Below are 20,879 nucleotides of genomic sequence, written 5' to 3' on the forward strand. Positions count from 1 at the left end.
GCATATCGCAGTAATTAAGAAATATAATTCTCTATATTGTAATCACGAGTACAAGTTGAAGCAGCAAACACTTAAGATAAAATGAATCTCTAGATTATTCAGTACATTTTCAATTAGATAGCTGAGACACCATCTTCAGGGACAACATTATAAAATGAAGGCTCGTATCCAATTTTATCTAAATAGATTGCTTTAGTTTGTTTGCAAACTTCATCAAACTTGTCAGTTTCTACAAGTGCGACAACACATCCACCAAAGCCAGCTCCAGTCATGCGTGCACCTGTTGCTCCTGAATGAAGAAGCGTTTCAACTAAGGTATCTAATTCAACACCTGTTACTTCATAATCATTTTTTAAAGACATATGTGAAGAAGTCATTAGATCTGCAAACTCTTTGATATGACCAGCTTTTAAAGCTTTTGCAGAAAGAATAGTTCTCTTTTGTTCTGTTTGTACATGGCGCGTACGTCTATAAATGGTATCACTTAACATATCTTTAGATAATAATAATTGTTCATCAGATAGGCTACACAAATTTTTTATACCAAATTTTGGTTGTAGTATAGCCATTGAATCTTGACATTCTTGAAATCGTTCGTTGTATTTCGAATCAGCAAGACCTCTTTGTTTATTCGTGTTAACGATTAAAAGACTATAAGTATCTAAAAATAATGGGATTTGTTGATATTCAAGAGTCTCAGTGTTTAACATGATGGCGTGATCTTTTTGACCATTTGCGATAATGAATTGATCCATAATACCTGAATTAACGCCTATAAATTTATTTTCTACATCTTTTCCTAATATTGCCATTTCAGGTCTATTGATATTTAAACTATTTAAATGATCAAATATATAAATGATTAATAATTCAAGTGATGAAGAAGAAGATAAGCCAGCATTAACAGGAAGCGTGCCTTCAATGTATAAATCAATGCCATATTCAATTTTATAACCTTTATCAAGGATTGCCTTTATGGAACCTTTGATATAATCAGCCCAAGAGTTTTTAGAATCTTTAACTAAATGATCAAGATCAAATGTATAAATTTCTTTTGAAAAAGGGTTTGAAAAAACTTTTATCTTGGGATCATTTCGTTTAGCTGCAATCCCGTATGTTCCATAGCTTAATGCACATGGAAATACAAAACCACCATTATAATCGATATGCTCTCCAATAAGATTAACTCGTCCTGGTGAATAATAAACTTGTCCATCATTTCTATTAAATAGTTTTGCAAATTGTTTATTCATTTTTTCTTTCATATTAATTCATCCTTTATAAATGATTTAAAGGCAGAAATACCTTCTTTATTTTGTTTAAAGCATCCGCTGTCTTCTAATATAGATACAAATACTTCTCCAATTGCTTGTTCAAGAATTTCATCTACATTATCTTTATCTATTTGATGTTCATTTAAAATCTTTTGAGCAAAATCTTTATGTTTTAATGCTTCATCAGGTAATTGCTTTTGTGTTAAAAGATATGATTTAACAAATGCCATTTCTGTTTTTAATCTGGCTGGAAGAATTGCTAGACCCATCGCTTCAATAAGACCTATATTCTCTTTTTTGATATGCCATTTGTCGGCATGTGGATGAAAGATTCCTAAAGGATGTTCATCACTAGTTTGATTGTCTCTTAAAATTAAAGTTAGTGTATAAAATCCATCTTCAATACGTGCTATAGGTGTAATTGTATGATGGGGTGTATCATCACTATATGATTTAATATCTAAATCAGCGTTATCATAGTTTTTCCATTTGTCTAAAATTGAAACAGCTTTTTTAATTAGAGCCTCTTTTGATTTACTCTTAATCACTAGAGTAGATAATGGCCATTTTTTAAGATTATATGTAATGCCATCTTTTTTCCAAGAGTCTAAAGTTTTCGCTTTTTCAATAGGAAAGACATAATTTCCACCTTGATAGTGATCATGAGATAATATAGATCCTCCAACGATTGGTAGATCAGCATTAGACCCAAATAAGTAATGATTAAATTGTTCGCACAATTCAAGTAGGTTTTCAAATGTCTTTTGATTTATTTTCATAGGTCTATGTTCTTTAGATAAGACTATAGCGTGTTCGTTGTAATATGTATAAGGTGAATATTGTAAATACCAAGGCTCATTATTTACATTTAATTCGATTAAACGATGTTGATCTCTAGAATCGCGAGAAGGGTTACCAGCAAAACCTTCACTTTCTGCACAAAGGACACATTTTGGATAAGCTAGACTTTTAACTTTTGATGCAGCTAAAATACTTTTAGGGTCTTTTTCTGGTTTGGATAGATTGATAGTTATTTCAACATCTCCATAGATAGATGAAGTTTTGAAAAATTCATTTTTTTCTATACGCTCACTTCTAATGTAGTTTAAAGCTTTCATATAGTTATAATACCAGTCAGTAGCAAGCTTGCTATCTTTTTTATAAAGGTTAAAAAAGAGATCTTCAATCTCAGAAGGTAGTTTAGCAAAAACATTCATGATTTTTGCGTCAAATAAGTCTCTAGCTACCTTAGAGCCATCAAGTATATGTTGCTCTTCTAATATATCAAGTATTGGATCAAGGGCATCAGAAGGGTAGCCAATTGATTCGTAGGATATATCTTGGTCAGTAGGTTCAATACGCAAAAGGTTAAACAATTGATTTCGCACATAGACATAGTCACGTTCTTTAATGACATTTTGTCTTATTTCATAACGGATTAAACTTTCTATTAGTTTTAACATGGATTTGCCTCCTTGGTCGTTTTTCTTAATATTAATTTAGTTGGAATAATTACTTTTTGAGCAATTTCTCTACCATTGATTTTTTCTATGAGTAGATTGATTGCGACTTCACCCATATGTTCTTTATATATTTTTATTGTTGATAATGGTGGAATTGTATAAGCACTTTGCTCTATATCGTTAACACTAATGATGGATACGTCATCTGGGACTTTAATATTTGCTTCATATAAAGCTCTAAGCGCTCCAATGGCCATATTGTCACTAGCAATGATATATGCTTCGACTAATTTATCTTTTGCAATTATATTTTTCATCAGTTCGTAACCAGATGCAATATTAAATTCACCAATGTGTATGTGCTCATGTTCCTTAACATAAGATCTAAAGAATTTTTCTCTTCTATCTCCGATAGGTTGTTTTAAGGTATGTGTGAATTCTCTACCTCCAATATAACCTATTTTATTGATGTGTTGACTTCTTAAAAAATCAATAGCTTCTTTAAAAGCTTGTTCAAAATCAATAGTTACGCTGTCAAAGGTGTTAACATCAGGTGATGAATCAACAAAGACGATATGTTTATATATTTTTTTAAACTTTGAAACTTCCTCATGATCAAATTTACCTATAGCGATGGCTCCATCTGCAGGTATTAAAGATTGAGAAAGACTATCGTGAAAAATTTTGATTAATTCAATGCCCTGTTCATGTGCGGCTTTTTCGACACCTAAACGAATGGATAGATAATAATTGTCTTCCAATTCTTTAGCACGTGTATACCAATGTATAAGTGCAACAGTTAATTTTGTTTTTGTTTGTTTATTTTTTTTAGTTTGATAATCCAATTCATCAGCAACTCTTAAAACCTTAGATCTTGTCTGATCTGCAACAGATAGTGTCTTATCATTGCTTAGAATACGGGAAGCAGTTGATATTGAAACATTAGATTTTAGTGCAATATCTTTTAATGTGGACATATATATCACCTCATAAATACATTATATCAATTTAGATTTAATTTGTATAGTAAATATTTACTAAAACTTTATTTACTTTTTAGTTATAATATAGATATACATTTGGTCTAACTGTGTAAATCGTGTTATAATGAATTGGATTTTAATTAGCGGAGAAGTATAATGACAACAAAACAAAAAAACAAACATTTTTATAGTGCATTAGTAAAGATTGCAGTTCCAATCTTTTTTACGCAACTCTTAGGATCATTATTAGGAATTATAGATACGTTTATGGTTACTGAATTAGGTGATGATGCTTTAACAGCTGTTGGTATTGGGAGTCAATTTTTATTTTTATTAACTATTATACAATTTGGACTCTTTTCAGGATTTGGCATATTTATAGCTCAGTATTATGGATCAAAGGCATATGATAATATATCAAAAGTATTTATCATGATGCTTTCATCTGGATTATTGATTGCGATTATATTTTTAGGCCTTACGCAATTGTTTCCTGCTCAAATTATTAGATTATTTAACTTAAATGAATCCCCGAATCAAAATGTTATAACCTTAGGGGCACAGTATTTAAGTTTTATTGGATTTAGTTTTATTACATCTACGATTGCGTTTGCGATTAGTATGCTTGCAAGAAATGTTCAAAAAGTATTAATGCCGTCTATTTTTCAAGCTATTGGTGTATTGATTAATACAGGATTGAATTATGTTCTAATTGGTGGTCGATTTGGATTTCCTGAATTAGGTGTTAGAGGAGCTGCAATTGCAACTTTAATATCTTCATCAGTTGTAGCAATGCTTATGATTTCTTATTTATTCTTAAGTAAAGAAAGTGCATTGAAAATTCATTTTTCTTCAATTAAGCGTATTACATTTGGTTTTGCTCGTAAATTATTTAAAACAGCCCTACCAGTTTTACTCAACGAAAGTTTTTGGGGACTTGGCATGACAGTATATCTAGTAGCTTATGGTCTTATAGGAGATAAAGCAGTAGGCAGTATATATTTATCGAATCAAATTAATTCACTGTTTTGGGTCGCTACAATTTCAGTAGCTAATGCATCTGCAGTGATGCTTGGTAACAAGCTTGGAGAAAACGAGTTAGAAGTAGCAAGAGAATGGGAAAAAAGATTTAGGAAATTAGGGATCGTTTTTGGATTTGGTTTAGGTATTATATTATTCACATTATCTCCGCTTATCGTTCCACTCTTTGGAGAACTAAGTGTTGAAGTTAAAGATATGGTTATTATAATCTTAAGAATTTATGCTATATACGCACCTATTAAGTTTTTAAATGCAATCATTATTGTAGGTAGTTTAAGATCAGGTGGCGATACAAAATATGCATTATTCTCAGAAGTCTTTGCTTTATGGGGTGTTGGTGTACCTTTGGCTTTCATTCTATCGTATTTTTCTAGCTTACCATTATACATAATTATTGTATTTGTTAACTTTGAAGAAATTATTAAATTGTTCTTAGTCTATAGAAGAAGTGCATCCGGAAAATGGATTAATAATTTAACGATTGAACCAGCATTAAAATAAAAAATAATATATAAAAAAAGGTCATATCAAATCGATATGACCTTTTTTGTTTTATTAAATTAAAAGTTCTTTATATATGTCTTTCAACATACTATCTTTTATAAGATATGTTTTATTGATAATGTGTTTGTATTCTTTCATATAAAAAGATTTGATTTCTTCATCAGAGATACCAGGTAGATTAACTAATACATTTAGTAATGCACCTTCAATACCAGAAGCTAGCGCAAGTGTTGCTACACCTAAATCGGATATCGTTTGTTTATTTCCATAGGTTAGAATAAACGGAAGAAGTTCTAATGCTTTTAAAGAAATTATAGAAACTCTATAAGGAACTTCAATAGCTTTTAAAGTTGCTTCTTCGATAGCTTTGTTTCTTTTTTCAGGAGTTTCTTTTGATATCTTGTAGGCAGACATGATATCATTAAAAGCTTCTGTATCTTTGTCTATTAATAGAACAAGTTCATCTTTAATAATATTTAGATGAGATAAATGATTTTCAAAATCTGCTTTTATTTCTTTGTCTAGTTTTTCATATTTCTTTTTAGGTATAGTTAGATGACCAACCATTCTTGCTAAAGAAACACCGAGACTAGAAATCAAAGCTGAGACACTACCTCCACCTGGAGCAGGTGAATTTGAATCTACTTGATTGATAAAATCAATAGTTTTTAAATCAATAAGTTTCATTTTCTTCCCCTTTGAATTGTTTTATTTTTTACGACGACCTTACCTTTTTTAATAACATCTGTAACATGATTAATACCGAAATGATAAAACATATATGCAAGATTTGGGATATCTAATAAAATAATATCTGCATCTTTTCCGATTTCTAATGTACCTGTATTTTCAGATAAACCTAGATGATAAGCAGCATTTACTGTGACTGCATTTAGTATTTCTTCAGGTGACATCTTTAAATGATTAGCTGAAAGTTGACATATTAATTGGAAGTTTTCAGTTGGACAACTACCAGGATTATAATCTGAAGATATGGATAATGCACATCCTTGATCAATCATAGCTCGTGCATTTGCAAATGGTTTATTTAGATAAAAAGAAGTACCTGGCAATATGTTTGCGATTGTATTTGATTGAGCAAGTACTTTAATATCTTTAGGACTAATAGCCATTAAATGATCAACACTAGTAGCTCCTAATTCTACACCTAAACCTGCTCCTCCAAGAGGATCAATTTCATCCGCATGAAGTTTAATTTTGAAACCTAAATCTAAAGCAGACTTTAAAATATCTTTAGATTCTTCAATATCAAAAACTCCAGTTTCACAAAAGACATCAACATAATTTGTCAAATTTGAAGATTTGATATAGACTAAATCTTCCTTCATTTTTTCAATGTAAGATTTTTTATTATGCTCATATTCTCTAGGTACAGCATGTGCACCCATGTATGTAGATATGATATCTATTGGATGTTTTCGATTTAATTCATACATAACTTTTAGTTGTTTCAACTCAGTTTCAAGACAAAGACCATATCCACTTTTACCTTCAATTGTTGTTACACCAAAAGTTAGCATAGTATCTAAAGATTTGTAAGCTTGATCAAAAAGTTGTTCAAAAGTTGCATGTCTAGTTTTATCAACCGTACCTAAAATACCACCGCCATTTTTTAAAATCTCAAGATATGGAACTCCTTTTTTCAATTTTTCAAACTCATCTTCTCTAGAACCAGCGTGAACGAGATGAGTATGTGAATCTATGAATCCTGGGAGGCAAATTTTGTGATTTGCATCAATAAGTTTAGTCGAAAAATTGATGTAGTTTTTAAAATCGCCTGAATTTACATCTAAAATTTTTCCGTCTTTGACTGCGACAAAGGCATTTGAAATCATATTTATTCGACCCATAGAATATCCTTTTACAGGCGCTTTTTCCGTCGAAGTATAAAGTTTTCTAATATTGTAAATGATTAGATCCGCTATCATAATATACCCTCTATATGATACTCAATAATTTTATTTTTATCAAAGTCTCGTAATTTTAAATATTTTTTTGCATCTATAATAATGTCATCAAAACTTAATTTTTTTGGAATATTTAAGGAATTTAGGCTTAAATAGTACTTCAAAGAGCTAAAAATCGCATTATAAGGACATAAACCAATAATTTCAGATGAACTAATTTTTACTTTATATCTTAAAGCTTCCATTTGTATCATTTCGTAAATTCTATAAATTGGGTTCTTTTTGAAGTCTAAAATGTTCATTGTAACTTGGACATGTCCTCTATCTTTTAAAAATGCTGGACCTGCTTGAACATATTGAAAACCTCCACTTGATTGTCGTATAGTTCTTGCAAGTTTTTTTGCAATCTCCATATCATCAGTGTCTAAATCTATGTTATATGCAATCAAAGGAGTTCTTACTCCGATGGCTGTTACACCAAAAGTTTTATGAACATCAGGTTTTCCAAAATCAGGTTTCCATTCTTCATCTTTTAGTTTTTCTTTCATACCTTCAAACTCACCTTTTCGAATTGTAGGAAGACTGATTCTGTTTTCTTGAGTTGCAGCTTTAGCATATAAGAATATTGGGATTCCAAATTTATCAGATATGTGTTGACTTAAACTTTTTGCAACTTCCACACATTCATCAAGTGTTATATTTTCTATAGGAATAAATGGAACCACATCGACAGCACCCATTCTTGGATGCTCTCCTTTTTGATGATTCATATCAATATGAATGAGTGCTTGTTCGAAAAATTCTATAAGAGGTTTAATCATATCATTTGGGTCTCCGATTAACGTAACCACTGTTCGATTATAATCCTCATCTGATTCATAAGATATTAATTTAAATCCAGATCTATTTTTTAAAGGTTCAACAATTTTTTCAATGATATCTTTTTTTATACCTTCAGAAAAATTAGGAACGCACTGAACTATTTTTTTCATGTTGTAATTCCTTTCTTTTTCAAAATATCATTTAAGAGTTTTTCATTAATTATAAAAGGTTCTGTAATATGATGGTCTTCACCCAAGGCGTTAAATTTTTCTACAGTTTCAATAGCATTTTTATTTCTTGCCCAAGAACGTCTAGCAACTCCGGCCATGACATCATAAATTAAAGCGCGTTTCAAAATATCATCAACTCTCTTAGAACCATCTAAGACCATACCATATCCACCATTGATTGCTTTTCCAATTCCAACTCCACCACCATTGTGCAAGGATACTAAACTCATACCTCTTAATGCATTTCCAAGTGCAACATGAGTCGCCATGTCTGCCATGATATTTGAACCATCTTTTATATTTGCAGTTTCTCTAAAAGGACTATCTGTTCCACCGGTATCATGGTGATCTCTACCTAACATGATCGGGCCAGTTTTCTTTTCTCTAACTAGATCATTAAATGCTAATGCAATTTTTAATCTTCCATATGCATCTTGATATAAAATTCTAGCTTTAGTTCCAACAACTAAATGATTAGATTTAGCATTTACGATCCAATCATAATTATCTTTATCTTGGAACCTTTGAGTAGGATCTATTAGACTAGCTGCGATTTTATCAGTTAAATCAAGGTCTTCATCTTTGCCAGATAAACATACCCATCTAAAAGGACCATATCCATAATCAAAAAGAAGTGGACCCATTAAGTCTTCAACATAGGAAGGATATATAAATCCATCTAAATCATCTTTATGGTTTTTACAAATAGCTGTTAATCCAGAATCATACAAAGCTTTTAAAAAACTATTTCCGTAATCAAAAAAATAAGTGCCTTTTTCTGTTAATTTCTTAATTGCAAGATAATGTCTATGCAGAGTTTCATTTACTTTTTTAATGAATAAATCTTTATTTGTATTTAACAAACTAGTTCTCTGTTCAAAAGATATATCCATTGGACAATATCCACCATCATAGACTGCGTGACAACTTGTTTGATCACTAAGTAGATCTATATGGATATTTTCTTTATTCGCATACTCTAATAATTCTACAATATTACCTTGATATGCAATGGCTACAGCTTCTTTGTTTTTCTGATAAGTTGACGCAAGCTGAAAAGCTTCTTTAGGAGTATATGCAATTTTAGAAACCCAGTGTTGTTCAAATCTTGTTTTAATCCTTGAAGGATCAACTTCTGCAATGATACCAACCCCACCTGCAATTTCTATAGCCTTTCCTTGAGCGCCACTCATACCACCTAAACCAGAGGATACAAATAATTTTCCAGAAAGGTTTTGTTCGTTAGGAATATTTAATTTTAATCTACCAGCATTAAGTAGTGTTTGATAAGTTCCATGGACAATACCTTGTGGTCCAATATACATGAATCCACCAGCAGTCATTTGACCGTAATTTGCTACACCTAATGCTTGTGCTCTATTAAATTGTGCTATATTATCATAAGCTCCAACCATAAGTCCATTTGTTAAAACAACTCTTGGTGCATCTTTAGCAGATAAAAATAATCCTAAAGGGTGCCCAGATAAAATGGATAATGTTTGATGATCAGTCATAATTTCTAGATATTTTTTAATTAAAAGATATTGCATCCAGTTTTGACACACTTGCCCGGTCTCTCCATAAGTAACCAATTCATACGGGTAAAGCGCAACATCAAAATCAAGGTTGTTATCAATCATGACTTGAAAAGCTTTGCCTTCTATAGTGTTACCGACATAAGTATCAATGGCTCTACCTTTGATATGACCTTTTGGTCTAAATCGATATCCATAAATTCTACCTCTTGTCAGAAGTTCATCTAGAAATTCAGGAGCACATATATCATGCCATTTATTAGGTATATATCTTAATGCATTTTTTAATGCGAGTTTAATTTCACCTTCATTTAATGTCATTTCACGTTTTGGTGCTCTTCTTATGTCTTTATTAAATTTTGGATAGTCAGGAAGTTTATCAAATATATCTGCTAAACTAATACTATTGTTCATAGGTATCATCTCCTTCAAAGATAGTATCAAATACTGTTTCATCCTTTATAAGCGATTCTATTTTGTGAATATGAGGATACATGATTTCATCAGATTCTATAAAAGGTATATGTTTAGAGAATAAGTCAAAAGCTATTTTAGTTTTTACCCCTAATTTGTCACTACCTCTAAAATGTAGAGCTTGAGTTGCCGCAAATATTTCTAAAGCGATAACTTTACTTGTATTTTCTAATATAGTTCTAGCCTTTCTAGTTGAGATTGAACCCATTGATACATGATCTTCTTGATTTGCAGAAGAAGGAATTGAATCAACTGATGCAGGATGAGCAAGAACTTTATTTTCACTTACCAATGAAGCCGCTGTATATTGTGTAATCATAAATCCAGAATTCACACCTGAACAAGCTGTTAAAAACGGTGGTAGTCCGTTATTTAATTTAGGATTCACAAGTCTTTCAATACGTCTTTCGCTAATGTTGGCTAGTTCAGCAATCGCTATACCTAAATAATCAAAACCTAAAGCTAAGGGTTGACCATGAAAGTTTCCTGCACTTAGCACCTGTTGCTCTTCTAAGAATAAAATAGGGTTATCCGTAACTGCATTCATTTCATTATTTATAATGTCTGAAACATGCCAAAAAGCAGCTAATGATGCACCGTGGACTTGAGGCGCACATCTAATAGAATATGCATCTTGAACTCTTTTTTCACATTGATGAGAAACATTTAAACTACCTGATAAGCCCAAAGAAACATCTTTAGCAATTCTTATTTGCCCTAAATGATGTCTAACTTGATGAACCTTTGGATCAAAGGCATCCATAATACCTTCTAAGGCTTCCATTGTTAAAGATAGGGATAAATTAGCGTATTTAATTAATCTAAATGCATCATAGAGCACAAGTGCTCCTATAGCAGACATCCCTTGAGTACCATTTATTAAGCTTAACCCTTCTTTAGGAGCTAAATGATCTAGTGGTTTTATATCTGCAAGTTTTAAAGCTTTTGATGCAGGCATTCTTTTGCCTTTATAAAAAACTTCACCAAGTCCTAAAAGAGGCAGACTCATATGAGAAAGTAATGCTAAATCACCGCTTGCACCAAGGCTTCCTTTTTCAAAAACTACAGGTATGATGTTTTTATTTAAAAAAGTAATCATTAAATTTATTGTTTCTAAACGAGTTCCACTAAATCCTTGAATAAGTGCATTAATTCGTAAAACCAACATTGCTCTTACGCTTTCCTCATTTAAAGGATCCCCAACACCACAAGCATGACTCTTTAATAAATTTAATTGAATCAAAGATAATTTATCTTTATCGATTTGAACATTAGCTAAATCTCCAAAGCCAGTGTTAATACCATAAACTGGTTTATCTGAATTGGCAAGTTCTAAAACAAAAGAACTAGCTTTGTTAACTAATTCAATACTCTTTTTAGATAGTTTAACGGGTTCATGATGTCTTGCTGCTGAGACCAACTGCTTTAAGGTCAGCGTGTGACCATCTAATATAATCATATATTCTGTTCATAAATCAAAGATTTATGTCCTTTCTTAGAAATGTAAGCGCTTCTATATATTTATTGTATCATATTTTATAAAAAACATATAGGGATTAATCAGAGTATTTTATCCACAAAAAATTATGTTTTTCATGTATAATTATATTAGGTGATACTATGCGAAAAATAGAAGCTCAAAATATAACAAATTTGGTAAAAGAACTGGCATTAGATGCTAATTGTAATCTAGGAACATCTTTTATGGATTTGTTACGAGAAAAAATTAAATTAGAAAAATCTAATATAGGTAAAAATGTATTAGAACAGATTGTTGAAAATGACGAGATAGCAAAAAATGAAGGTGCACCCATGTGTCAAGATACAGGTCTTGTTGTTTGTTTTGCAGAAGTTGGATATGATGTTCATATTATAGGTGATCTGTATGAAGCCATCAATCAAGGTGTTAGAGAAGCATATGATGAAGGCTTTTTTAGAAAATCTGTTGTAGATAATCCTTTTACCAGAAAGAATACAGGTGATAACACACCCGCTATTACGCATGTTAAATTAGTGCCTGGTGATCAAATAAAAATCACTCTTGCTCCAAAAGGTGGAGGTAGTGAAAATATGAGTTTGGTTAAGATGTTAACTCCAGCGGAAGGTATTGAAGGTATAAAAAAATTAGTATTACACACTATTTTTTATGCTGGAGGAAAACCTTGTCCACCATTAATCGTAGGCATTGGAGTTGGTGGGAACTTAGAAAAATCTGCTTTACTTGCAAAAGAAGCTATTTTAAGAGAAGTGGATGATATTAATCCTGATCTATATTTAAGAAAATTAGAAGAAGAAATACTTGATGATATTAATAAATTGGGAGTTGGCCCTATGGGATTTGGTGGTTCTACAACCGCATTAGCGGTAAAGATTAACACATATCCTTGTCACATCGCTTCTTTACCTGTAGCAATCAATTTACAATGTCATGCTTCAAGACATAAGACGGGGGTTATATGATGCACATAACAACGCCGATAACATTTAAAGATATAAAAAAAATGCACGCAGGTGATATGGTATACATATCAGGAATTATTTATACGGGTAGAGATCAAGCACATAAAAAAATGGTAGAAGCTATTGAGCAAAATAAGAAGCTACCATTTGATTTTGAAGGTCAAGTAATTTATTATGTTGGACCTACACCGGCAAAAGAAGGTAGACCAATTGGTTCATGCGGACCAACATCTAGTTATAGAATGGATCCATATAGTCTTACACTCATGAAAAAAGGGCTAAAGGTGATGATAGGCAAAGGCGATCGAAGTGATGAGTTCATCAAAGATATGATTGACCAAAAGGCTATATATCTGCAAGCAGTTGGTGGAGCTGGAGCGCTATTGTCAAAGAAAGTCATAACAAGTGAAGTCATAGCTTATGAAGAATTGGGACCAGAAGCTATTTATAAGTTAGAAGTTAAAGATTTTCCTGTAACAGTTACATATGATATATATGGTGGGAATCTTGTAAAAGATGAAGTTAATAAATATAGAACTATTGAAATATAAAAAATTAAGCAATGAAGGATAATAACTTCATTGCTTTTTATTTTAGAAATAATTTAATTTTATTTAAAAACTGGAAGACGATAAACAAATCTGCTGATCCACCAAAACTTATATGATTTTTGATGCAATATGCTGTAAAGTCTTTGATGTCTTTTTCATTATAGGGATCAACTTGTTTCGACATTGCTTTTATTTGTAAATAACGATCTAAGGTTTTACTACGTTTTAGAAGAATTGTATCTTGTGAATGCATGATGAAATATAACAATATATGATGAAAGTTTATAGGGTTTGAACTATCGAGTTTTTCAAAATAATTTAAAGCATTTTGAACTGTTGGAAGTCCATCATGAACCTCACCTCTAATACCTTTAATTTGATAATTTTTATAAGCATTAACACCTGCAGAATTGATATCATTTTTAAAGTCATTTAATACATCTTTTGAGAGATCTTTAATTCTAGAAAATATACTATCAAATGGCTTGTTATGCTTAACGATATAACCTAATGCTAGAAGTACAAAACCAAGTATGTAAATTAATCCTTTATAAGTATTAATACCATTGGAATTATTTAACATATCTCGTTCAGCATTTATACCTATGATTCTAGCTTTTTGAAATAATATTTTTTCATCTTCAAACTTAAAGCCAAGTTCAAACATATCTAAAAAATATGGATTTAAGATATCAATGGATTTAATCATTATAGCATAGTCCATATCAGTATGTGATCCAGAAGAGGTTGGTGTAACCAATCCAAATTTATCATCTAAATTCAATTCATCATACATTGCGCTTTTGATGATAGGACCTATAGATAAGTTTAGATAATACAATATGCGAGCATCGATATGATTTAAGATCTCTTCAACGCTATGGCGTTTGTTTCTCATACAATCAATTGCCGAATGATTGCAAATCATACAACCTCTCAAATCAATCTCAAAATTACTTCTTGATATCATCTTAGCATTGATGTATAAATCAATATCAATAAGTCTACCTAGCATATTAGTATTTTCAATATCAATAAGTTCTAACTTAGTATCCTTAGATAGAATAGTTGAAAAGGCATAAACATAATAGGGCCCATCAAAGCCCTTTTTCAGTGTTTTAAAATCAAATTGAAATTTACTTTCAATGATGCGATTAAATTGATCAATCAGAAAAAAACTGGAATATCTATTTTTATCAGGTCCTGGTGTATTTGCTTTTAAGACAATGATACTTGGATAAGTTTTTGATAATTCAGTAATATATTCGAATCGTTTTTCTCTAGCAATTAAGATGGAATCATTCATCAAATAATGTTCTTCCTTTTTTTGAAATTAAAAATCTATATGTAGCATGAGGAACGACTAATTTTAATTCATTATATTTTTTTTGTTTTGCTAGTAAACGAACATAAGATGCACTAATGACTTTTTCTTCAAATGTAATTCTTTCAATGATTGTTAATTGACCTTTAAGCATATTTACTAGTTTTTTATTATAAGTATCAGTAAGTGGATCTAAAGGTTCTTGTCCAACATATCTCATATCTATTTCAAAAATAGGCATAAAATATTGTTTAAATATAGACACATCTAATTGAGTATATACATCCATACTTTGTTCATCTTTCAAAAAATATGTAGGAAATGTAGCTCTTGAAATGATATAATCTGTTGATGGTAATATATGCACATTTTTCATATGACTAATTGTTTTTTTTAAGATATGATAACGTGTTTTATAATCAATTTTTGAAGCATTTGTTTCAACTAAAAAAATGATTAAATCACCATCTTTTGGCACTGCTTTTTCAATGAGATGCAAATGTCCTAAAGTCATGGGATTTAGATTCATGACAACACAATTTCTTACACCTTTTTTTGGAGGAAGAGTTTTCTTCATTTCTTGTAGAGTTTGTGTTATATTTCTCTCTTTGTTCTCATATAGAACAACATCTTTTGTTTCAATAATTTGATTAAAATTAAAGTTATTAAATATTTTAGTATTTTCTGGTTTTGTGAATAAAAAATAATGATTGACTTGGTTTGCTTCCATATCAAATAATAAATAGGATAGTATTTTTGAACTCAAATTTCTAGAAGTATACTCAGGATCAACAGCAATCATTTTGATAACGTTATGATCAATGGAACCTGTAGCAACCATATGCTTGTTATCATATAGTCCTATCGTCTTTGTAACGTTGTGTTCATAAGTTAGATGATTAATTTTTAAAAGGTTTTTTGCATCATTGATTTCTGATGGTAATAAAACATCTTTAAAAGTGTATGTTGTCATTTATTTTTTATACCTCATATATTGAATCTAATATGGATCCATCTCTATATCTTACGAGTCCAATGACTCTTTCTTTATGTTTAAATAATTCAGGCAGGCCCGCAATTTCTATGGCTTTTTGATATAATTCATCAATCGTTAAAATTTTGAGCTGAGTATTTTTTAATTTATCTAATAAATCGTTTCTATTCGGATTAACTGAGATTCCTCTTTCTGTGACAATAACATCTACACTATTTCCAGGTGTAGAGATAACTTGGATAGTGTTTCTTATAGAAGGAATTCTAGATTTAACTAAATTAGTTGTTATAATAGTTAATTTTGAGCCATAAGCTGTATCACTATGACCACCGCTACCACCTATAAGTTGATGTGTAGAAGTTGTTGTGACATTGACATTATAATTAAGGTCAATCTCTGTAGCACCCAGCACAACACAATCAAGCTTGTTAACAATAGCATCCTTGTAAAATGGATTTGCGTATTGCGATGCATCCATAAGTATATGGTTTATATTATTTTTATAGGAATTTACTGCAGTTAAATCAAAGGATTGCACATCATATAATTTATCAAAAAGTTTATGATTATACATATCTACTAAACTAGAGGTGATGCCACCACTAGCAAAAGATCCTTTGATATTATGTTTTATCATTTCATCTTTTAAGTAAGCAGCAACTGCAATACTGGTTGTACCTGCTCCAGTTTGAAAACTCATATTGTTTTTGATAACATCTAACTCATTCATAAGTTTTACGGTGTCTTTTGCAATTTTTAATTGTACAGGATCTTTTGTCATCGAAGTCGTACCCGATTCGATACCACTTGAGAGACCTATTTGATCAACTTTGATTAAATAATCTACATAAGTATGATTAATCTCATTTTTAGAGAGTTTATCTAAAATAGTGTCAGTTACAATAACTTTATGTTTAGCGTAATACAAATCAGGATAGATATAACCTAATGGACCACAAGGGTTATTCCCATCAATGCCATTAGCATTTCCGTCTAAATCTGCAGCACTCGCTGCAATAAATGCAACATCAATCTTAATATCCCCAGATTCAATAGCTCTTGCTCTGCCACCATGTGTATCCATAATTAGTAAATCTTTTAAATATCCATGACTTATAGCATCAGCAACCGGTCCGTTAACATAGTTAGTAAAAATTGAAGTAACATTTTGATTTTTTATAAGATCTACTAAAGGTTCATGAATTGGAAAGATAGAACTTGGAGCTAAAGTGATATTTTTTAAGTTTCTTATCTTTATTTCTTTTAAAACCATATTTAAAAGCAAATCACCATTTCTATAATGATGGTGAAATGAAAATGTCATCCCATCTTTTATCTTTAGTTCATCAAATAAAAGAGATATAGACTCAATACGTTTACATTTTTCTTTTGAAAGTATTTTATCTAAAGGATTATAAGATTCAGTTTTAAAATGATCAACAGATATAAAAGGCTTATATCCATCGGGAATCATTTTTCCTAGACTATTTTTGATCACAATATCATCCTTTGGATTTTTCTATTATGTTTTGTGCTCTTTTGATAATAGGTTGGTCAATCATTTTCCCATCAACAGAAAAAGCACCTAATCCTTCTTGATCAGCTTTTTCTTTTGCAAGAAGTATTTTTTGTGCGTATTTTATGTCTTCAATTGAAGGCAAAAATAGAGTATTAATTAAATCTATTTGATTTGGATGAATACAAGCTTTACCGCTCATGCCTAATGATTTGGCATATAATGTATCTTGTTTTAATCCTGATAAATCATTAGTGTTAACAAAAGGCGTATCAATTGCATCTATTTGATACGTTTTAGCAGCATATATAACCATATTTCTAGCAAACTCTATTTCATGACCTTCTAGGGTTCTTGAAACACCTAAATAAGTTGCTAAATCTTCAGCACCTAATAACAAACCATTAACTCGTTTTTGTTTAGCTATATCAAGAGCATTTAATACAGACTCAGGAGTTTCAATTAAAGCTATAATTCCTATTTTCTTTTTTAGTTTGAACTTTTTTTCTAGAGTAGTTAATGTTTGGTCTAATAGAAGAAGTGATTTTTGATCAGCCTTAGGTAGTAAAATTGTATCTATCTGTTCATGCATAATCTCTTTTAAATCAGTAATTTTATTAATTCTTATGATAATTTCTAAATCACTTAATTTAAAAGTATCTAAAAAAGAGATGAGTAAATCTTTAGCAGCATCTTTTTCAGTTAAATGCACACCATCTTCTAAATCAAAAATTACTGAGTCAGATTCAAAAATGTCAGCGTTTTGTAACATTGCTGGATGATTTGCTGGGATAAATAATAAACTTTTACGCATGATAAACTCCTAACCGCTTGCAAGCTGTCTTGATTCTAGCAATAATTGTATAATCAAGAGCACCCTTATCTTTAATAAATAAATGGATATGATCTATCTTCATATCTATAAGAGTTTGTCTTGCTACTTTTTCTATTTGAATTCCGAATTGTTCAAAAACTACACTTTCAATTTCAATAGTTAGAACATCGGACTTTTTAACAGTTACGATGCAATCATTAGATTCAAATGTTCCTGCGGTTGCAAATGTTTTCAAAAAACATCACCTATCTTTTCATCTTAGAAAGTTCAATAGTTCTTTCCATTTCATTTTTTACAATCATATAACCACTGTCAACATCCATACCTGGTTTTGCAAGGCAAAGATCTGCACCTGCGCCTATAGCGACATGAGTAGTAGCTATTGCAGAAAGATTTGTTTCATTACATGTTCCACCACAATAAGCACCAATGCCTCTTTCTTTACAATAAAGTATAGCTTCGGCAATATGTTGAAGACCACCTAAATCAGGAGTTTTAATTTGTAGAACATGACCAGCCTTGTGATCAGCAAAATATTTAATATCATCAAGATTGTTACACCACTCATCAGCAACTATTTCAACACCTATCTTTTCTTCATCTAATAAGGCGGTTAGTTTTTGTAGCATGAGCATTGTATCTTCTCTATTGCCTTGATCAAAAGGACCTTCTAATCTTAATTTAAAAGGAGAAGCAGCATCTTCTAAATCTCTGCAGTAAGATACGATTTTATCCATATCATCATGAAAAGCAATCCCAACTGTTCCATATACATCTATATGGATAATTGGATTATAATCATCTCTTAATCTTTGAGTTAAAATTCTATTTTTTAACCATTCAATATAAGCGATGAGTTTTTCTCCATGTAGCCCTAATTTTTCTTTCACATTGTTAATCAATGCATGAGGAAGTGATTCAACTTCTTTTAAAATCATTTTATCTACATTTGTATATCGATCATCACCGGTTTGTGCAAAAATAGGTATTGATTTTAAAACTCTAAGAGATGGATTATATTCATCTCTAATAACTTCAGCCATTGATTTCTTTTCTTTTAGGGAAATTGCAGATAATATTGCTTGAGATAAACCATATCTTATGGCAGTATGAAGACGTTTACCATCAATTTTAAAATCATCAATAAGACTCATCGTTTCTTTGAAAGTAGTTAAAGTTAATCCTTCTAAAAGAGGTTTAATATAAGTCTCCATAATTGGAATATAGTGCTTTGCAAGGAAAAGAGGATCTCGTCCTCCAGCTCCTGAATATTGAACTGCTGCACAATCACCAACTGCAATATCTTTATTATCTAAAATGAGTTGAATTGATATAGCCTCACCTGTAACTCTTACTTTTTCAAAGCCTTGGGTTTGAGGTTCTCCAATGTATAAAAATCCATCATGGATTGCATCATTTTTTATAGCTTTCTGATCATCAAAATAAAAGCCTGTATATGATTTTGTAAATAGTACTTGTTTAATTTTCATCTGCTTTTCTACCAATTAAACTTCCTTCACTAACCGCATAAACATCATCAACAGTCATTTGGAAATCTAATGCTCTATCTTCTTTTAAAGCCCTTTCTTTTAATTTGTCTTTATGAAAGTTTTTAACTTCTTCAGACATACCTAAATGACCGAATTCTAATATACGTATACAACCTTCATTATCTCTTGCGGGTAGAACTAAACCCATCGTCTGTTTACTTGGAGCAAATGGAATATCGATAACTCCATATTCGAATGCTTTAATTGCACCTATGGCAACATCACCTAATCCAAGATCAATAACTTTATCCATGAGACAAGTTACTTCTTTTCTAATCATTTCTTTTTCGAGGTTTAATTTTTGAGAATCAGGAAACGCTTGATCTTTTAATAAATTAACGACGAATTTTGAAGCTTTGATTCCAGTTGCATTCATTTCTTTTGTTGGAACACCAATAGATTCAACAGGAGTCTTAGTAATCATTTTAGTTGCTTTTGATAAAGATGCAACTGTTGATGCCATTGAAATTAAGCCTAACGCTTCAGCTTCATCCTTTGGGAATCCACCCATCCATTGATGAAACACTGTTGTTATATGCATATTTTTATGACCAAAAGTATATAAATAATATTCTGTTAATTCTTTTAACATTTGGATGGCTGCAACATCTTGAACAACATTTCCACATTGACCATATCCAACTGAAATATGTTTAACGCCTTGAGTAGCAGCTAGTATACTTTCAATAATGCCTACAGTAATTGCAATTGAAGGGGGAACAAGTGTTCCAGTTAATGGACCAAATGGTTCTCTATTAATATGAATTCCATGATCTTCATAATATCCAACTAAGCGATCACAATATTGCCAGTAGTAGATAGAATCAGCTAATGAAATATTTTTAGCATAAGGAATATTATAAGAAATACCGCCACCTTCATTAGATGTCCATCCAGCTGCATGAATAATTTCAGATAATAATCTTGCATCAGGTGTACCGTGTCTAGCTTGCAATGGAACATTAACAGCTTTTAAGACTTCCATACATCCTTCAACACCATGATTAACAGCAGGAAAACCATTAAGGAAAGATCTTTGTTCTTTCTCACTTATTTCTATGCCTTCTTGAGCTTCTAAATATCGATTATGTCTTGTATAAGAATCAATTGTAGAAGGCAAAAAATCAGCACCCGCTTGTTCTAAATGTTTTAACAATTCTATATGACCCTGAAGTGTTGCTACACCAGCTCTTGGTTGAATATATGTTCTTTTTTCTTTGTCAGCTTTTAAAAGTTTAAGCGCAAAATTTTTGTGTTCTGGAACTGCTCTTAATGTTTCAACAGCTGTGTCTAAATCTAATAAAGGAGAATCTCCTGTAGGCCAGGTAGAAAGTACTTCCTTGCGTACTTCTAGGAAATATTCTAAAGACCATTTTTTATTTCTTACTCGCATGT

At 31.0% G+C, this 20,879-nt stretch carries 18 protein-coding genes; 3 read left to right on the forward strand and 15 right to left on the reverse strand.

Going from position 1 to position 20,879, the window contains the following annotated elements:
- Positions 1 to 113: 113 nt before the first annotated feature.
- Genes MPAN_RS00750 through MPAN_RS00760 form a run of 3 tightly spaced genes read right to left on the reverse strand, consistent with a single transcriptional unit; the run spans position 114 to position 3,714 of the window.
- Positions 114 to 1,265 carry a galactokinase gene (locus MPAN_RS00750; RefSeq protein ID WP_176239128.1) on the reverse strand — a complete coding sequence of 384 codons (1,152 nt, stop codon included), beginning with the start codon at positions 1,263 to 1,265 and terminating at the stop codon, positions 114 to 116.
- Positions 1,262 to 2,737, reverse strand: coding sequence for a UDP-glucose--hexose-1-phosphate uridylyltransferase (locus tag MPAN_RS00755; RefSeq protein WP_176239129.1), 1,476 nt, complete (start codon positions 2,735 to 2,737; stop codon positions 1,262 to 1,264). Before MPAN_RS00755 ends, MPAN_RS00750 begins: the two co-directional genes overlap by 4 nt.
- Entirely contained in the window at positions 2,731 to 3,714 is a 984-nt protein-coding gene (locus MPAN_RS00760; protein WP_176239130.1) for a LacI family DNA-binding transcriptional regulator, read from the reverse strand. The genes MPAN_RS00755 and MPAN_RS00760 overlap by 7 nt, the downstream gene beginning before the upstream one ends.
- 162 nt (positions 3,715 to 3,876) lie before the next feature.
- On the opposite strand from MPAN_RS00760, the gene MPAN_RS00765 reads away from it, so the two are divergent.
- Positions 3,877 to 5,262 carry an MATE family efflux transporter gene (locus MPAN_RS00765; RefSeq protein WP_176239131.1) on the forward strand — a complete coding sequence of 462 codons (1,386 nt, stop codon included), beginning with the start codon at positions 3,877 to 3,879 and terminating at the stop codon, positions 5,260 to 5,262.
- Between the two features lie 54 nt (positions 5,263 to 5,316).
- Here the strand turns inward: MPAN_RS00765 and MPAN_RS00770 are convergent, their stop codons facing one another.
- From MPAN_RS00770 to hutH, 5 genes are all read right to left on the reverse strand, one after another.
- The gene (locus tag MPAN_RS00770) at positions 5,317 to 5,952 is read right to left on the reverse strand and encodes a cyclodeaminase/cyclohydrolase family protein (protein WP_176239132.1); all 636 of its coding nucleotides are present in this window, start codon (positions 5,950 to 5,952) and stop codon (positions 5,317 to 5,319) included.
- Positions 5,949 to 7,136 carry an imidazolonepropionase gene (gene hutI / locus MPAN_RS00775; RefSeq protein WP_231756784.1) on the reverse strand — a complete coding sequence of 396 codons (1,188 nt, stop codon included), beginning with the start codon at positions 7,134 to 7,136 and terminating at the stop codon, positions 5,949 to 5,951. Before hutI ends, MPAN_RS00770 begins: the two co-directional genes overlap by 4 nt.
- A 74-nt stretch (positions 7,137 to 7,210) precedes the next feature.
- The gene (gene ftcD / locus MPAN_RS00780; RefSeq protein ID WP_176239134.1) at positions 7,211 to 8,185 is read right to left on the reverse strand and encodes a glutamate formimidoyltransferase; all 975 of its coding nucleotides are present in this window, start codon (positions 8,183 to 8,185) and stop codon (positions 7,211 to 7,213) included.
- The gene (locus tag MPAN_RS00785) at positions 8,182 to 10,194 is read right to left on the reverse strand and encodes a urocanate hydratase (protein ID WP_231756785.1); all 2,013 of its coding nucleotides are present in this window, start codon (positions 10,192 to 10,194) and stop codon (positions 8,182 to 8,184) included. Before MPAN_RS00785 ends, ftcD begins: the two co-directional genes overlap by 4 nt.
- Positions 10,184 to 11,713 carry a histidine ammonia-lyase gene (gene hutH / locus MPAN_RS00790; protein WP_176239135.1) on the reverse strand — a complete coding sequence of 510 codons (1,530 nt, stop codon included), beginning with the start codon at positions 11,711 to 11,713 and terminating at the stop codon, positions 10,184 to 10,186. Before hutH ends, MPAN_RS00785 begins: the two co-directional genes overlap by 11 nt.
- A 161-nt stretch (positions 11,714 to 11,874) precedes the next feature.
- On the opposite strand from hutH, the gene MPAN_RS00795 reads away from it, so the two are divergent.
- A complete protein-coding gene (locus tag MPAN_RS00795) occupies positions 11,875 to 12,714 on the forward strand; it encodes a fumarate hydratase (protein WP_176239136.1) in 840 nt (279 codons plus the stop codon).
- The gene (locus tag MPAN_RS00800) at positions 12,711 to 13,265 is read left to right on the forward strand and encodes a Fe-S-containing hydro-lyase (protein WP_231756786.1); all 555 of its coding nucleotides are present in this window, start codon (positions 12,711 to 12,713) and stop codon (positions 13,263 to 13,265) included. Before MPAN_RS00795 ends, MPAN_RS00800 begins: the two co-directional genes overlap by 4 nt.
- A gap of 37 nt (positions 13,266 to 13,302) precedes the next feature.
- On the opposite strand, the gene MPAN_RS00805 is transcribed toward MPAN_RS00800, so the two are convergent.
- The 7 genes from MPAN_RS00805 to MPAN_RS00835 are packed head-to-tail and all read right to left on the reverse strand — an operon-like array spanning position 13,303 to position 20,877.
- Positions 13,303 to 14,571 carry a triphosphoribosyl-dephospho-CoA synthase gene (locus tag MPAN_RS00805; protein WP_176239138.1) on the reverse strand — a complete coding sequence of 423 codons (1,269 nt, stop codon included), beginning with the start codon at positions 14,569 to 14,571 and terminating at the stop codon, positions 13,303 to 13,305.
- Positions 14,564 to 15,562: a nucleotidyl transferase family protein gene (locus MPAN_RS00810; protein ID WP_176239139.1), complete on the reverse strand. Its 999-nt coding sequence runs from the start codon at positions 15,560 to 15,562 to the stop codon at positions 14,564 to 14,566. Before MPAN_RS00810 ends, MPAN_RS00805 begins: the two co-directional genes overlap by 8 nt.
- 7 nt (positions 15,563 to 15,569) lie before the next feature.
- Positions 15,570 to 17,081, reverse strand: coding sequence for a citrate lyase subunit alpha (gene citF, locus MPAN_RS00815; RefSeq protein WP_231756787.1), 1,512 nt, complete (start codon positions 17,079 to 17,081; stop codon positions 15,570 to 15,572).
- 4 nt (positions 17,082 to 17,085) lie between these two features.
- On the reverse strand, positions 17,086 to 17,913 hold the full coding sequence (locus MPAN_RS00820) for an HpcH/HpaI aldolase/citrate lyase family protein (RefSeq protein ID WP_176239140.1): 828 nt from the start codon (positions 17,911 to 17,913) through the stop codon (positions 17,086 to 17,088).
- A complete protein-coding gene (citD, locus tag MPAN_RS00825) occupies positions 17,906 to 18,169 on the reverse strand; it encodes a citrate lyase acyl carrier protein (RefSeq protein WP_176239141.1) in 264 nt (87 codons plus the stop codon). Before citD ends, MPAN_RS00820 begins: the two co-directional genes overlap by 8 nt.
- A gap of 10 nt (positions 18,170 to 18,179) precedes the next feature.
- Positions 18,180 to 19,424 (reverse strand): methylaspartate ammonia-lyase, encoded by a 1,245-nt coding sequence (locus tag MPAN_RS00830; protein ID WP_176239142.1) that lies wholly within the window; start codon positions 19,422 to 19,424, stop codon positions 18,180 to 18,182.
- The gene (locus MPAN_RS00835; protein WP_176239143.1) at positions 19,414 to 20,877 is read right to left on the reverse strand and encodes a methylaspartate mutase subunit E; all 1,464 of its coding nucleotides are present in this window, start codon (positions 20,875 to 20,877) and stop codon (positions 19,414 to 19,416) included. Before MPAN_RS00835 ends, MPAN_RS00830 begins: the two co-directional genes overlap by 11 nt.
- Between the last annotated feature and the right edge of the window lie 2 nt (positions 20,878 to 20,879).

This window comes from Mariniplasma anaerobium, from assembly GCF_016865445.1.
GTDB classification, from domain to species: domain Bacteria; phylum Bacillota_I; class Bacilli_A; order Acholeplasmatales; family Acholeplasmataceae; genus Mariniplasma; species Mariniplasma anaerobium.

What these genes read in the sequence shown, in the direction of transcription:
- MPAN_RS00835 (WP_176239143.1), bottom strand. Translation starts at nt 20,877, where the DNA reads ATGCGAGTAAGAAATAAAAAATGGTCTTTAGAATATTTCCTAGAAGTA.
- MPAN_RS00820 (WP_176239140.1), bottom strand. Translation starts at nt 17,913, where the DNA reads ATGCGTAAAAGTTTATTATTTATCCCAGCAAATCATCCAGCAATGTTA.
- MPAN_RS00830 (WP_176239142.1), bottom strand. Translation starts at nt 19,424, where the DNA reads ATGAAAATTAAACAAGTACTATTTACAAAATCATATACAGGCTTTTAT.
- MPAN_RS00785 (WP_231756785.1), bottom strand. Translation starts at nt 10,194, where the DNA reads ATGAACAATAGTATTAGTTTAGCAGATATATTTGATAAACTTCCTGAC.
- hutH (WP_176239135.1), bottom strand. Translation starts at nt 11,713, where the DNA reads ATGATTATATTAGATGGTCACACGCTGACCTTAAAGCAGTTGGTCTCA.
- MPAN_RS00810 (WP_176239139.1), bottom strand. Translation starts at nt 15,562, where the DNA reads ATGACAACATACACTTTTAAAGATGTTTTATTACCATCAGAAATCAAT.
- MPAN_RS00800 (WP_231756786.1), top strand. Translation starts at nt 12,711, where the DNA reads ATGATGCACATAACAACGCCGATAACATTTAAAGATATAAAAAAAATG.
- MPAN_RS00755 (WP_176239129.1), bottom strand. Translation starts at nt 2,737, where the DNA reads ATGTTAAAACTAATAGAAAGTTTAATCCGTTATGAAATAAGACAAAAT.
- MPAN_RS00765 (WP_176239131.1), top strand. Translation starts at nt 3,877, where the DNA reads ATGACAACAAAACAAAAAAACAAACATTTTTATAGTGCATTAGTAAAG.
- MPAN_RS00770 (WP_176239132.1), bottom strand. Translation starts at nt 5,952, where the DNA reads ATGAAACTTATTGATTTAAAAACTATTGATTTTATCAATCAAGTAGAT.
- MPAN_RS00795 (WP_176239136.1), top strand. Translation starts at nt 11,875, where the DNA reads ATGCGAAAAATAGAAGCTCAAAATATAACAAATTTGGTAAAAGAACTG.
- hutI (WP_231756784.1), bottom strand. Translation starts at nt 7,136, where the DNA reads ATGGGTCGAATAAATATGATTTCAAATGCCTTTGTCGCAGTCAAAGAC.
- MPAN_RS00760 (WP_176239130.1), bottom strand. Translation starts at nt 3,714, where the DNA reads ATGTCCACATTAAAAGATATTGCACTAAAATCTAATGTTTCAATATCA.
- MPAN_RS00750 (WP_176239128.1), bottom strand. Translation starts at nt 1,265, where the DNA reads ATGAAAGAAAAAATGAATAAACAATTTGCAAAACTATTTAATAGAAAT.
- ftcD (WP_176239134.1), bottom strand. Translation starts at nt 8,185, where the DNA reads ATGAAAAAAATAGTTCAGTGCGTTCCTAATTTTTCTGAAGGTATAAAA.
- MPAN_RS00805 (WP_176239138.1), bottom strand. Translation starts at nt 14,571, where the DNA reads ATGAATGATTCCATCTTAATTGCTAGAGAAAAACGATTCGAATATATT.